Below are 13,264 nucleotides of genomic sequence, written 5' to 3'. Positions count from 1 at the left end.
AACGTGGTAAAAAAACGATATATACTGGTCTGCCTAGCTTTGATCGTCCTAGCATGTCATTGGATCGTAGGTACCGCTAATGCTGCGCCTACTACCCCTGCACCTGTGACAAATAGTGCAACTCAATCGGGTCAGGGTTACGATTTGCTAAGCGATTTAAGTATTATCTTTCCAAAAGAGCGCATTCAAAAAGCAAAGAGTCATGGCTATGATGTGAAATTTAGTAAATATAAGCCAAGTCGTTATTACCTAGAATATGTACCCGAATCAGCAGGGCTAACAGATATTACAATGCAATTGTCAAATAAAGGGAATGCGATTTTGCATGGATTTAATAATTTATTTTGGCAAGCGTTGCTCATGTGGGACTTCACAGTGATCACAGTCTTGGAGAATAGCTTTTCTCTTGATATTGTGAGCTGGTTTGCTGATGCAGTGGAAAAAGCAGTCCAACAATTAGCTGGTTTTACGGGAGCTGGCTTTGGACAATCCGGACTCTGGGGTAATTTTTTAATGTTGCTCATCATCTGTGGTGGAGCTTATATCGCATACATGGGCATGATTCAGAAGAAAACCACCGATGCGATCAGCGCAATGGTAAAAAGTTTACTCATTTTGATGTTAGCGATGGTTTTCTTTGCAAATGCGGGTGGCGTCATGCGTTATTTAAACGATTTGAGCAGTGGATTAAGCCAAGAGTTGATGGGTATTGGGCTTGATCTGAACAGTACCATTAATCATGAAATGAAATATCCAGATGAAGTTGCTTCTTTTGCAGTTGCAGATAAAATTTATAATATGTTAATCTATCAGCCTTATTTGATGTTACAATATGGGAAAACAAAAGAAGACAATTCATTAACAAAAGAAAGAATTGAAGCTCTATTAAACGCAAAAGTAGGAAGCAATGCACGCAATCAGGTTGTTGCCAAAGAGACAGATAATGCCATGATGAAAGATGTGGGAATACATCAGCGATTTAGCATGCTTATTCTGTTGGGATTTTCACATCTAATTTTAGGATTTATGTTTTTCATCATTGCTGGAGCGATCTTAGTTTACCAATTTTTATTTGTGATCTTTGCACTCTACGCACCTTTTGCACTACTTATGGCACTCTATCCTGCATGGTCAGGTGTGGCAATGAACTGGATGAAAAAATTTGTGGGTTATCAAGTAACCAAGTTAATATTGGGCGTATTTCTCAGTGTATTGGTTACCATGTCTCAATTTTTATATGGAATGTCGCCACCTGATAAAGCTGGTTACATCTGGACCATTGCGATGCAATTGATCCTGGTGATCGGGATTATTTGGCGACGTAAAGATTTATTTAGCATATTAAGTTCACCAGTTAATGTGTCAGCAGATGGTAATATTCGGGCATTAGTGAAAAAGCTCGATGGTTACCTAGGAAATACCGCACAACGAATACAAAAATTTACCTCGCGTTCTTAGTCAATGAGTAGGCTCCATTTGGACAAGAAAGGAGGGATTTGATTGTCAGAGCCAGGTAATCGAGAAGGGATCAGCCCCCTGATGATTGTAGTAATCGTTGTTGTATTTGCCATTGTACTTTTGGGCTTGCGGGCCATCTTTGTCTATTTTGGTCTTTTTGGATTTGGAGATCCAGAGCCAAAAGCCCAAAATGAAAAGACCAACGTTGAGCAAAAACAAGAAACTTATAAAACAACAGGAAAAATGTCAAATCAAGATCTAACGAATGTAAAGGAAACAGCCAATAAAATGATTTCGCATTATATCAATAAGGATTACTCAAATCTCCAGCAATGGTTTACGCTTGTACGTCCTTATCTAGACAATCCACTGCTGCAACAAACATCCTTGGAGACAGAGGGACGTCCTACATCTGAAAGGGTACGTACAAAATTAAACCGAATCGTAAAAACCGATTGCCAACAGCTGGAACTCACTGTCTCTTGTATGGTTGAAGTGGAATATACAAGCTATAATTCACAAAACCAAACAATGGCCATGGGCGAAAACTATGAATTGATCTTAGATCAATCGGATAGCGGGGAGTGGAAGGTGAAGGAGATGAACATCCATGGCGACTTCGAATAGTGCAAAATCAAATAAAACGGTTGGATGTGCCTTTGCAATTATCTTACTATTATGTTCCCCGTTTATTGGGATGATGTTTCTTGTCACAGGAATTACAACATTATTAGGTGGAGGAGAAGATGGTTTTGATATTCCCGAACAGGAACAAACAACGGGAGTAAACCAAGATGCGATCGAAAAATCTTCAGGATTTCCACAAGCAGCAGAACAATATTACCCGATATATGTTGAAGCAGGAAAAAAATATGGTGTCCCTTGGAATATTATTGCGGCGATTCATAGTGTTGAATCAAGCTTTGGTGCCGATACCGGAAAAAGTGTTGATCCTAAAACAGGCAAAATGGTAGGTGCGCAAGGTCATACACAATTTATGGATAAGACATGGCTTGGTTGGAGTTATCCAGGAGGCACGAAAAGTGGAGACTTACCAGATAGTTTGAATAATATTATTAATGATCCAAAGATGATTGCCAAATATGGGGGTTATGGGGTTGATGCAGATGGAGATGGAGTAGCAGATCGTAATAACCCAAAGGACGCATTACATGCGACAGCAAAATATTTAGCAGCCAACTATAAGCAGGGTGGTAGCTGGGAAAAAGCGATCTGGCTATATAATCATTCTCAAGACTATGTCAATTTAGTCATGCAACGGGCTCATCAATATGCTAATACAGTGCCAACTGGTGGACCTACTACAGGAAATAATGGTACTGCACTGCCTTCAACAGGGAAGTTTGCCATGCCAACGAAAGGTTCGATCAACACCTCATCCTATGGCATGCGGTTTCACCCGATTAAGCATGTATGGAAAATGCATACAGGTTTAGATATGGCAGCGCCCGCAGGAACCCCCATTTTTGCTGCAGATAATGGAAAAGTGGTTTCAGCAGGTACTTCATCCGGGTATGGACATTTAATCACCATTGATCATGGCGGTGGCATTGTTACACGATATGCACATATGTATGCCAATGGACTCTTTGTAAAAGCAGGTGACGCTGTTACCAAAGGTCAGAAGATTGGTGCTGTAGGAAGTGATGGTTATAGTACTGGCCCTCACTTACACTTTGAGGTCATGGTAAATGGTCAATTTACTAACCCACTTTGTTGGATTTCTAATCAATGTAAACCTGGGGAGAAAAAATAGTAAGTCTTCCCCGCCTTTTGGCGGTTCAAAAGGAAATAGCCGAATAAATGGCGAATTTTAACAGTATTGAAAGATGATTTGTAAAGGAGGAACGATATGAGTTGGTTAAAGGTACCGGGTGGAAAAGATGAAGACCTTTCCTCCATTCCCCGGATGGTGTTGTGGTTTTTTATCGTTCCCGTCGGTGTGTTAGTTGTCTTAGCAAAACTTTACCCATTTGTTCGAGAAAAGTTGGAAGGAACACCTACTACTAGTTCAGGAGGTTCTACTGGAGCTTTAGGGGGGATTACACAGTTTTTTGATTCAATTGGTAGTTTCTTTGAGAGCTTATGGAGTCTTGTGCCGCTGTTGATTGTGATTTTAGTGGCTGCACCGTTTTTGTATGTCATTGTACAGTATTTTCGCTATCGGTACTATCGTCAACAGGCAACCGCAGATGTCAGGTATTTACGAATTCTCCCTTCTGATCAAACAAAGCTTGAAGTAGACAAGGTGATGACGCTTACACGAACTTTTGGAGGGATGATTCGACATCTTCAGCAACGGATCAATTGGGGAACACCTTGGTTTCGCATTCGCTTTGCCATGACAAAGCATAGCCGTGAGATCGGGATTTACCTATCTTACCCGAAAGATAAGCGAAATAGTGTCTACGACACGATTCGCAGTGTATACCCGACAGCAGAAATACATGACTTACGTGCAGACCAATTCCCTGAACCTGAAGCAGGTGGATCAGGCGGGCATTTCCGCTTTGCACGTGGTCGGAGAAAAGGCTTACCTCTCGCTTCTTTGGAACAGAAAAAAGAAAGTCAGCTTGGTAATATCCTGAATTGTCTGCGACCAGGTACAATTGTTGATCTTCAGTTTGCTCCGACAACTTGGAAAGCCTTGGAAGAAAGATCTGAGGATGCATTAGATGATCTAAAAGATAAGAAAATGGCTGATTTAGACCCTGAACAAAAAGCGCGTAAAATCAGTTTGATTCGCCGGGTGACAGGTCGTGAACTCACATTCCAGGTTCGCTTATCTCTTTGGTCAAATCATGAGGATGCAGCGAATATTGTCCGTTCAACGGCAAATGCGATTGAGACAACGATGAATTATGATGGAGCAGTCTATTTTTGGAAGCATGATTGGTGGAATCCTATAGCAGATCACAATCCAATTCCTTACCCCATTCCATTTACGTTGATGATCTGGACAGGAGAGGAGTTAGCTAATCTATTTCATTTGCCTCCAGCTGATCATTGGATTTATCAAGAGCCTTCTGATGACGCAAAGGATTCACGAGGATATATCACCCATTTAAAGAAAAACCAGCGATCTTTGGAATCTCATGAATGGGATAGTGGTGTCATGATTGGGCAGATGAAGCATCCATTAGAACAACGAGAAGTTCGTGTGCCCTACGATCAATTGTCAAAGCATTTTATTTTAACAGGGGCAAATGGTATGGGGAAATCGAGTTGTGCAGTGGAAATCATTCAGTCTATGATTGACGACTGGGTGAAAGATCCAGATACAGCGCCTGGATTTACCTTGTTAGACCCAGCGAGAGAAATTATCGCGATTGTGGAGAATCGTTTACGAACATTAGTAGAAAAAGGTGTTGAATTGCCATTAGATAAGATTCACCACTATAATTTGTCAGATGATACCACTCATATGTTGGGACTGAATCTCCTTACCAAGACAAAAGGTTATACAGTAAACCAAGTCGCTGAACAAGTCGCAGAGGTGATTTTATATAAATCTGGACAGAGTGAGTCAGTTGTACGCGGAAAACGGCTATTAACCATGATTGTCCACGGTCTATTAGAGGATAATAAGGAACACACCATTTTGGGAATTGATGATATGGTCAATAATCCAAGATTCCGCAAAGAGGTGTTAGCTGAAGTAAAAGATCCTTATGTAAAGCGCTTTTGGGCAAATGTAACACCATCAGAATTAAAAGAAATGGGCTTATTGTTAAATCGAATTGATCCATTATTACAGGACCCTACAATGCGACGTATGTTTCTTCAGTTGGAAATGGGCTTAGAAATTCGTCGATATATGGATGAAGGACATTTGGTGATGATTGATCTATTTGGTATGGAAGAGCATGAACTAAAAGTAACAGTCGGACATTTGCTCAGCCAATATCACTTAGTCGCCAAGAAACGTGCATTTGGCTCTAAATTCCACTTGTTAATGATTGAGGAAGCACATTTGGTACAGGTACCCTTATTACGTGAAATCTTCTTGGAGGATCGCCGGCATGATATGGGGTTAGGTCTTGTCACACGCGATATTGATCAATTTGAAGATCGAGAGCTACTCCAAGCGATTAAAGCAAATGTAGGAATGGTATTAAGTTGTGCACAGACAGAAGGGGCCGATGAGGTTCAAGATTTAACACGGAATTTCTTAAAGACAGATTTCCTTGAACAATTGCCAGAAAGAACGGTTGCTGTCTATATTCGTTCCAAAAGAAATCAACGCAGTGATGCGACTACTTTTGTCATTTCTAATCATCCACCATATGTATGTACACCTGAGGGTGAAATCGCAGATCATCGGACAGTCGAAGTTGAAGAAGCGCATCAATGGGGACTTGAATGGGGTATGCAGTTGATGCGAAACGATCCAAAAGCAAGAGAAATCGAGGAACTCGATCACGAGATTGCAGAATATATGGATAAGACAACAGAATTGGCAATAGAAGGCGATATAGAAGAGTCTTCAGCATGACGAAATAACGGATGATGGAGTCGACTTCTGGAGCTTTAGAAGTCCTCCATCATACTTTGTTTGATAAAATGCACGAAGGGAGAAAGGAGTCAACTTGAGATGTTAAAAGGCATGCGTAATTTGGGGAGAATCGCTTGGCCGATTTTGGAATCGATTATAATAGCTGGCATTGTCGGCATGATGGAAGAGTCAATTGCTTTTGCTGTTATATTTTTAATAGGGTTAATTACTTTCACATATTTGTATGGCATTATAATAAGAGCGATTGGATGGGCTGTAATCGGTTATTTGATCGGTGGAGAACAGTCTTATTTTTTTGCAAATGTGTTTATCGCTCTTGCAATATTTGCGATTCGTTATGTGATCGGTAGATTTTTAAAAATTTAAAAGAATATTGGGAGCTGATGGGTCAGTTGCTTACATATCGAGTAGATGACGAAATCACATTGCGGCTGCTCGATGTTCACCATGCCTTAACATTGTTTCGATGTATTCAGGTCAACCGTAAGCATTTACGTCGGTGGTTGCTATGGGTGGCAGAGACGCTTTGTGTAGAAGATTGTTGGAAGTTTATTTTATATACTCATAAGAAAGCTGCGAAGGAGGAAGAATTTCATTTTGGTATTTGGTATCGGGGAGAGCTGAGCGGAGTCATTGGAGCGCATTCCATAGATTGGACAACTAAAAGCGCTGAAGTTGGATATTGGCTGTCTGAATCTTTACAAGGCAGAGGGATCGTGACTCGCTCTGTCTTACACATGATTCGTTTTCTATTTGAAGAACATGATATGAATCGAGTAGAAATCCGCTGTGCGTTGAGTAATTTGAAAAGTCAGGCTATTCCTCGGCGATTGGGCTTTCAATTAGTAGGTATGTTACGTGAAGCAGAAAAGGTAGAAGGTCAGCTCGAAAATCTACTTATCTTTGAGTTGTTGCGGTCTGAATGGAAATCGATTTATCAAAATGTTGTAGTCGATACATGGAATCCATAATGGAATGAAATAACCAAATGCGGGAAAGCTAACAGGGAGCTAGGTTAACAATTTAAAACAAACCAGTTCGATAGGTATCTACTTTGTTTTTTCGTTTACATATGACAACGTTCATTTTTGCATACCATAGTTGTCAATCGTCATCAGTTCAGTATACTTCTCACTTGAGTTCTGTCGCATAAATGAGGTGCATATGATGCCTAGAATTCTCTCTGTTGGAACGGCAGTTCCGCCGTATCTAGTCAAACAATTAGAGGCGAAGAAATTTGCTCATCGCTTCTTTTCAGATTCAATTGAGCAATTAGACCGATTATTAACGATTTTCGAGCATACTGGGATTGACACTCGTCATCTCAGTCGACCTATTGCTTGGTTTCAAGAAAAACATACATGGAAAGAAAAAAATGATGCTTATATAAAAGCGGCTTGTCAACTCGGAGAGGAAGCGATCCTCCGTTGTCTTAAACCATTGGGAATGATGCCAAATCAGATTGATCATATGATCTTTGTATCAACAACAGGGCTATCAACTCCTAGTATTGATGCGCATCTAGCAAATCGGTTACAGATGAATCCAAAGTTAAAACGAACGCCGATTTGGGGTTTGGGCTGTGCAGGTGGTGTTGTTGGTTTGGCAAGAGCCGCTGAATGGTCAAAAGCATTTCCCAAAGCAAATGTACTACTTGTAACAGTTGAATGCTGTAGCTTAACTTTTCGGCATGAAGATCAAAGTAAAAGTAATCTAGTTGCGACTTCTTTATTTGCAGATGGAGCGGCAGCAGTACTGATCAGAGGAAAAAAGGAATCATCTCATGAGGGAAACACCACAGCGGAAATTGTAGGTTCAATGAGTCATCTACTACCTGATTCATTAGATTTAATGGGGTGGGATGTAGGTGATGAAGGATTACAAGTCATCTTTTCAAAACAAATTCCTTCGGTTGTACAACAAAAGATCAAATGGATCATTACATCATTTCTTCATGAACAAGGTCTAGAGTTAGAAGGAATTCAGCATTTTATCACCCATCCTGGTGGTACAAAGGTATTGCAGGCATATAAAGATGCTTTGCAAATTGATAAAAAAGCTTTAGCTGGCTCTTATGAAATTTTAAGAAAGTATGGAAATATGTCTTCGGTGACGGTTCTTTTTGTACTTGCCGAAGAATTAAAGCATCAGCATGCGATTGGAAGCTATGGGTTGATGTCTGCTTTGGGTCCTGGCTTTAGTGCGGAGCTAAGCTTAATTCGTTGGATTTAAGCGAAATGAGTGGTATAGGGAGTGTTCAATGGAGGAGGAATAACCAATGAATAGTTGGCTCTTTACTCTTTGGATTGCCGTCGTGATCCAGCGCATTTTGGAATTACGCTTAGCTGCTCGTAATGATGACTGGATTCAACGACAAGGTGGCTTTGAAGTGGGGCAAAGTCATTATCCATATTTGGTTGGATTACATATTCTTTTTTTTGTTGGGATTGGATTAGAAAGTTATTTTTTTCGTGCGATTCCACCAAAGTGGTGGCTGGTTCCATTTATTTTCTTTCTATTTGCTCAGTTATTACGCTGGTATGCAATCCATTCCCTAGGGCCATATTGGAGTACAAGGGTTTGGGTCATTTCGGAACATGCAAAGATTAAAAGGGGTCCGTATCGGTGGATCCGTCATCCAAACTATGTTGCGGTGGGGGTTGAATTGTTTTGTTTGCCGCTTGTTTTTGGTGCATATATCACATCCGTATTGATAACCATCCTTAATCTTGCGCTGTTACTTCTTGTCCGACTGCCTGTCGAGGAGCGTGCCTTATCCATGCGGAAGTGATTTTTGGTAGATATAAAATGTATGCGGATAAGGATTTTCTTTATCAACTTCACCTTTTAATTGGCAAATTAGATCAAAAGATGGCAAGTCCCAATCTGGAAAAAATGTATCTCCTTCAAATTCAGCATCAATCTTTGTGATATATAAATTTACAACATCAGGTAAAAATAAATGAAAAAGCTGCGCTCCTCCAATGATGAATACTTCTTCTTGTTCGGCTATTTGTAAGATCTCTTCTTTCTCATTCATTACTTCAGCATCATCAGGGTGAAAATCCGCATTCCGTGAAAAAACAATATTTCGTCGATTAGGCAATGCATGTCCAATCGATTCATAAGTATGCCGACCCATCACAATGGTATGACCTGTTGTTACTTTTTTAAAAAAAGTAAGGTCACTCGGTAAATGCCATGGTAATTTGTTTCCCTTACCAATTACACGGTTTTTATCATAGGCAACGATAAAACTTATCATATAGACACTCCCTTGTGGAGAACGGGATAATTTAAACCCACACTGTCCCTTATTCTAACAAATTGAACACGATTTGAGTATACATATTTTGGAATCCGGAAGCATTTGAGACATCTATCTGCATAGTCTGAGATAGGGAGTGATGTCCATGCTTAGGAGGCGACGTTTACGCTTTCATACATCTGTTCAATTTATGCAACGTGGGAAGTGGCTACTCTTTATTTTCCTATTTATATTTCTTGGATTTATGATGATTTATTGGCTGGAACAAACCATTCAACCCGTTTTACGAACAATCGCTCTAACAGAAATTAAAAGGACCGCTCAACAATCCGTTTCATTTGGTGTGTTAGAAATCGCAAAGCAACATGATGTAAAGCATTTAATGAAAGTAGATAAAGATCGCCAAGGTAGGGTTTCTTTGATTGAAATCAATCCTGGACAGCAAGCTCAGCTATATAGCAAGGTAAGCCAAACGATTCATAAAAAATTAAAAGAAATGGCCGATCATACAATTGAGTTGCGTTTAGGACAGCTCTTACAAAGTAGCTTCTTTGCGAAGTACGGTCCTAAAATACCTGTGCAAATTTGGCCCAAAGGTGCAAGTAAGATTTCTCTACAACCTCGAATAGAGTCAGCTGGGATTAATACAGTTATGGTAGCACTTACTTTAAAAATTCATACTGAAGTGGGACTTGTTGTTCCATTTTCTGAACAGACTGCACCGATTGACCTAGAATATCCCTTAGGTGAAATGTTTATGATGGGTGAAGTCCCTGAGTATTATTATTACATGGAGCAAGGGAAAACGAAGCAAATTCCCCCACCTGCGCAGCCTATGATTCCAAATAAATCACAGCATGAATAAGATCAATCCCTTCAAATTGATTGGCTTGTAATCATGGTTCACGGGGATGCTCCTTCCTAGACTTGCCTGTTGTGTTCTGTCATCCTTCGCTAACGGGCAAAACTCGCCTCCTTCGGCATCTGGCTAAGTGAAAATGCTGCTTCAACTGTCATACCGCTAGTTGCGCCCGAAATGGAGCTTTGTCGATCATCTCTCTACTCGTTATTAGGGATTTTCTTCAGTCTAAATGACTCAGCTTCTTTTTTTCTTTCAGTTCCCATTTTTTTAATAGGGGAAAAGGATCAAATGCATAAGTTGTTTTACCAGTAAAACGATAGATTCCATAATGAAGATGTGGTGGGAACTTACCTGATGTTCCAGGAGGGCCATATCCAGATGATCCGACGACACCTAATTGATCGCCAGGTTTTACAATGGTTCCCTTTGTGATTTTAGAGCTGAATTTCCCTAAATGAGCGAAATAGTGGTAGCGGTTTTCTGTATCCCGAATTCCAATTCGCCAACCGCCAAAACGATTCCAACCGATCAACTCTACGTATCCATAGCATGTGCTGAGGACAGGCGTACCATAATCGGCAAAAATATCGTTCCCTTCATGACTTCTTCTGCCACCAAAACCACGCGATGCCCCCCAGTTATCACGATAGCTATAGTGTGATTGCAAGGAAAGTGGGAAGCGGTTGGTTGTCAGTTTTGTTGAGCCAAACTTTTGAAAAACCTTTGCCATATGGGTAATCACATCAACGGTCACAGGATGTTGATAAAATAGCCACAGTTGATGCCGAATATGATCATCACTTGTACCCTGACTGCCAAGAAAACGAGCCACAGAGTATAGTTGATCTAAAAAATTGTTCCTTCCAGCTTTTTGATCGCCATCTCCATCACGTCCAATCCCTTGGAAATATCGAATAGTGTCTGGATTGCTATCCTGTAAATTGGGATTCCATAAGCCTGCCCATTGTTCATTTGAGATATGGAGCGTGGGGGATTGATTTTTTTGCTTGGCTCGCTTGAACCGATTTTGTTCAAAGCGGTATACAGCAGCAAGATAGGACCAAGGTGTCTTTGTTTTTAACGCGATCTTACGCAATAGCTGTTCACTTTCTAATTCTGCTCCGAAACTCGTATTGATTGTGATTGATTGAATGGAAAGTATTAAAATGAGTACAATGCATTTTTTCCACATGAACGACGCCTCTTTTTTAAAGGATCTAAAAGTATTCTTCCACTGGAGATCAAAAAACATATTTGGTATATTTTTACTTCGCAAGAGGCTTAGATACTCGAACTCAGTTTGTAGTGTGGTAAAATAAGATATGAATTGGTAAATATAAATAGGGGGAAGTGCCTGTGGAACGCAAACCAGAATGGTTAAAGATAAAGCTACATGTTAATGACAACTATCAAGAATTGAAGCAGATGATGAGAAGCAAGACACTTCATACTGTTTGTGAAGAAGCACGATGCCCCAATATTTTTGAATGCTGGGCGAATCGTACAGCTACTTTTATGATTTTAGGAGATATTTGCACGCGTGCTTGCCGTTTTTGTGCTGTTAAGACCGGATTGCCAACAGAACTTGATGAGGCAGAGCCAGAAAGAGTTGCTGAAGCTGTTGAACAGATGGGCGTTCGACATGCAGTGATTACTTCAGTGGCACGGGATGACTTAAACGATGGAGGAGCAGGCATCTTCGCTGCAACCATTCGTGCGGTTCGTGCGAGAAACCCCTTTACAAGCGTTGAAGTTTTAATTCCGGATTTTATGGGTGACCGATCCGCTCTGCAAACTGTGATGGACGCGAAACCAGATATTTTAAATCATAATATTGAAACTGTATCTCGATTGTCTGATCGTGTTCGTTCAAAAGCAAAATATCATCGATCTTTAGAATTGCTACAACGTGCAAAAGAAATGCAACCTCAAATTCCAACTAAGTCAAGTATTATGGTAGGTGTGGGCGAAACATTTGATGAAGTCGTCGAAGCGATGCAAGATTTACGCCAGCATCAAGTTGATATTGTAACGATTGGGCAATATTTACAACCTACAAAAAAACATCTACGCATCGACCGTTACTGGCACCCTGATGATTTTGCTAAATGGAAAGAGATCGGTTTAGAGCTTGGTTTTTCACATGTAGAATCAGGTCCATTGGTACGCAGTTCTTATCATGCTCATGAACAGGTGAAGTCGGCTGAAAAACAGATTGAGAAGCTGACACAGGCTTAAAAAAGGAAGAGAGTAGAGATGGAGCCAATTGAGTTAAATGGCAAGCGATTTCGCTTGATTCGGGATTATCGAAGTGCATGGAAATTTGATGATTTTAAACGAAGATATAGTGATATATTGGATAAATACGATCTGATCGTGGGTGATTGGGGTTATAATCAACTTAGATTAAAAGGATTTTTTTATGATGACCATGCTCGTGCCACCCCTAATACAAAAGCGAGTCATATTGAGGAATACCTCAATGAGTTCTGTAACTTTGATTGTGCATACTTCATATTAGAGCGAGAAAGAAAAGAGACCAGCTCAACATAGGAGCTGGTCCCAGACTGACGAAAAACCCTAAGTTGAGAAAGCGAATTAGACAAAATAGATGTATGATTCCCATGAGGAAATGGTTCGCAATGTAGCCGACTTTCAGGCGCTACAAAGCCGCGACTGTGTAGCGAAGGATAGGCGGTAGTACTGTCTGAGGCATAGCCGAGTTGATACCGCCCTGAGCGAGCAGTCGTGGCGCCTTGAATACACCTTCGTAGCCTGAACTGGAGGCGAAATGCGTAACCATGACTCTAGAAAAAGAGAAGTTGATTACTTTGTCTACAATCTGAGACCAGCTCAACATAGGAGCTGGTCCGTTAAATCACAGTATAGAGAAATGATTTGAGTTCTTCTGCTTCCTCAGTAGAAAGCTGATAAGCATGCTCAAGATAGCCAGGCTCTTCTAGATCATCATGACCAATGATCGCAAATCGGTTTTTTTGTAAATCTAAAACAAGGGGCTTACCATAGTATTTTTCAGTATAGATGACTGCGAGATCAAAACGCTGGGTATCGCCTGCAAATGAAACATAACGAATCTTGGGGTTTTCTGTCTCATCATAGAGAAAGTCAAATTCCACCT

The 13,264-nt window shown here is 40.5% G+C and carries 14 protein-coding genes; 11 read left to right on the top strand and 3 right to left on the bottom strand.

Going from position 1 to position 13,264, the window contains the following annotated elements; all coding sequences use genetic code 11:
- Window positions 1–3: 3 nt before the first annotated feature.
- The 8 genes from BUB71_RS08240 (at window position 4) to BUB71_RS08205 (ending at window position 8,786) form a co-directional block, all read left to right on the top strand.
- Window positions 4–1,458 (top strand): CD3337/EF1877 family mobilome membrane protein, encoded by a 1,455-nt coding sequence (locus BUB71_RS08240; RefSeq protein WP_073154356.1) that lies wholly within the window; start codon window positions 4–6, stop codon window positions 1,456–1,458.
- Window positions 1,459–1,500: 42 nt separating this feature from the next.
- Window positions 1,501–2,085, top strand: a complete 585-nt coding sequence (locus BUB71_RS08235) for a hypothetical protein (protein ID WP_073154355.1) — start codon at window positions 1,501–1,503, stop codon at window positions 2,083–2,085.
- Window positions 2,069–3,235 (top strand): peptidoglycan DD-metalloendopeptidase family protein, encoded by a 1,167-nt coding sequence (locus tag BUB71_RS08230; protein ID WP_073154354.1) that lies wholly within the window; start codon window positions 2,069–2,071, stop codon window positions 3,233–3,235. The genes BUB71_RS08235 and BUB71_RS08230 overlap by 17 nt, the downstream gene beginning before the upstream one ends.
- Before the next feature lie 96 nt (window positions 3,236–3,331).
- The gene (locus BUB71_RS08225) at window positions 3,332–5,974 is read left to right on the top strand and encodes an ATP-binding protein (RefSeq protein ID WP_073154353.1); all 2,643 of its coding nucleotides are present in this window, start codon (window positions 3,332–3,334) and stop codon (window positions 5,972–5,974) included.
- A gap of 99 nt (window positions 5,975–6,073) precedes the next feature.
- Window positions 6,074–6,361, top strand: a complete 288-nt coding sequence (locus tag BUB71_RS08220; RefSeq protein ID WP_073154352.1) for a hypothetical protein — start codon at window positions 6,074–6,076, stop codon at window positions 6,359–6,361.
- Between the two features lie 17 nt (window positions 6,362–6,378).
- On the top strand, window positions 6,379–6,966 hold the full coding sequence (locus tag BUB71_RS08215; RefSeq protein WP_084731297.1) for a GNAT family N-acetyltransferase: 588 nt from the start codon (window positions 6,379–6,381) through the stop codon (window positions 6,964–6,966).
- 193 nt (window positions 6,967–7,159) lie between these two features.
- A complete protein-coding gene (locus BUB71_RS08210) occupies window positions 7,160–8,227 on the top strand; it encodes a type III polyketide synthase (RefSeq protein WP_245815552.1) in 1,068 nt (355 codons plus the stop codon).
- A gap of 46 nt (window positions 8,228–8,273) precedes the next feature.
- Window positions 8,274–8,786 carry an isoprenylcysteine carboxyl methyltransferase family protein gene (locus BUB71_RS08205; RefSeq protein WP_073154350.1) on the top strand — a complete coding sequence of 171 codons (513 nt, stop codon included), beginning with the start codon at window positions 8,274–8,276 and terminating at the stop codon, window positions 8,784–8,786.
- On the opposite strand, the gene BUB71_RS08200 is transcribed toward BUB71_RS08205, so the two are convergent.
- On the bottom strand, window positions 8,769–9,260 hold the full coding sequence (locus BUB71_RS08200; protein WP_073154349.1) for a dihydrofolate reductase: 492 nt from the start codon (window positions 9,258–9,260) through the stop codon (window positions 8,769–8,771). The two genes, BUB71_RS08205 and BUB71_RS08200, sit on opposite strands and share 18 nt — an antisense overlap.
- A 148-nt stretch (window positions 9,261–9,408) precedes the next feature.
- Between BUB71_RS08200 and yunB the strand changes: the two genes are divergently transcribed.
- Window positions 9,409–10,128, top strand: a complete 720-nt coding sequence (gene yunB / locus BUB71_RS08195; RefSeq protein ID WP_175552318.1) for a sporulation protein YunB — start codon at window positions 9,409–9,411, stop codon at window positions 10,126–10,128.
- Between the two features lie 217 nt (window positions 10,129–10,345).
- Here yunB and BUB71_RS08190 read toward each other — a convergent pair whose 3' ends face one another.
- Window positions 10,346–11,317: a M23 family metallopeptidase gene (locus BUB71_RS08190; protein ID WP_073154347.1), complete on the bottom strand. Its 972-nt coding sequence runs from the start codon at window positions 11,315–11,317 to the stop codon at window positions 10,346–10,348.
- 158 nt (window positions 11,318–11,475) lie between these two features.
- On the opposite strand from BUB71_RS08190, the gene lipA reads away from it, so the two are divergent.
- Window positions 11,476–12,363 carry a lipoyl synthase gene (lipA, locus tag BUB71_RS08185; protein WP_073154346.1) on the top strand — a complete coding sequence of 296 codons (888 nt, stop codon included), beginning with the start codon at window positions 11,476–11,478 and terminating at the stop codon, window positions 12,361–12,363.
- Between the two features lie 18 nt (window positions 12,364–12,381).
- Entirely contained in the window at window positions 12,382–12,678 is a 297-nt protein-coding gene (locus BUB71_RS08180) for a YutD family protein (protein ID WP_245815551.1), read from the top strand.
- A 320-nt stretch (window positions 12,679–12,998) separates the two neighbouring features.
- On the opposite strand, the gene BUB71_RS08175 is transcribed toward BUB71_RS08180, so the two are convergent.
- Window positions 12,999–13,262 (bottom strand): DUF3055 domain-containing protein, encoded by a 264-nt coding sequence (locus tag BUB71_RS08175; RefSeq protein WP_073154345.1) that lies wholly within the window; start codon window positions 13,260–13,262, stop codon window positions 12,999–13,001.
- Window positions 13,263–13,264: the final 2 nt, after the last annotated feature.

It is taken from the genome of Seinonella peptonophila (genome assembly GCF_900129355.1).
Classification (GTDB): domain Bacteria; phylum Bacillota; class Bacilli; order Thermoactinomycetales; family Thermoactinomycetaceae; genus Seinonella; species Seinonella peptonophila.
The sequence above is the reverse complement of the archived record's forward strand: the minus strand, read 5'-3'. Positions and strand labels throughout refer to the sequence as shown.

Excerpts from the sequence above, each read along its gene's own strand:
- BUB71_RS08230 (WP_073154354.1), top strand. The coding sequence starts at position 2,069 with ATGGCGACTTCGAATAGTGCAAAATCAAATAAAACGGTTGGATGTGCC.
- BUB71_RS08225 (WP_073154353.1), top strand. The coding sequence starts at position 3,332 with ATGAGTTGGTTAAAGGTACCGGGTGGAAAAGATGAAGACCTTTCCTCC.
- BUB71_RS08220 (WP_073154352.1), top strand. The coding sequence starts at position 6,074 with ATGTTAAAAGGCATGCGTAATTTGGGGAGAATCGCTTGGCCGATTTTG.
- BUB71_RS08215 (WP_084731297.1), top strand. The coding sequence starts at position 6,379 with ATGGGTCAGTTGCTTACATATCGAGTAGATGACGAAATCACATTGCGG.
- BUB71_RS08210 (WP_245815552.1), top strand. The coding sequence starts at position 7,160 with ATGATGCCTAGAATTCTCTCTGTTGGAACGGCAGTTCCGCCGTATCTA.
- BUB71_RS08205 (WP_073154350.1), top strand. The coding sequence starts at position 8,274 with ATGAATAGTTGGCTCTTTACTCTTTGGATTGCCGTCGTGATCCAGCGC.
- BUB71_RS08200 (WP_073154349.1), bottom strand. The coding sequence starts at position 9,260 with ATGATAAGTTTTATCGTTGCCTATGATAAAAACCGTGTAATTGGTAAG.
- yunB (WP_175552318.1), top strand. The coding sequence starts at position 9,409 with ATGCTTAGGAGGCGACGTTTACGCTTTCATACATCTGTTCAATTTATG.
- BUB71_RS08190 (WP_073154347.1), bottom strand. The coding sequence starts at position 11,317 with ATGTGGAAAAAATGCATTGTACTCATTTTAATACTTTCCATTCAATCA.
- BUB71_RS08180 (WP_245815551.1), top strand. The coding sequence starts at position 12,382 with ATGGAGCCAATTGAGTTAAATGGCAAGCGATTTCGCTTGATTCGGGAT.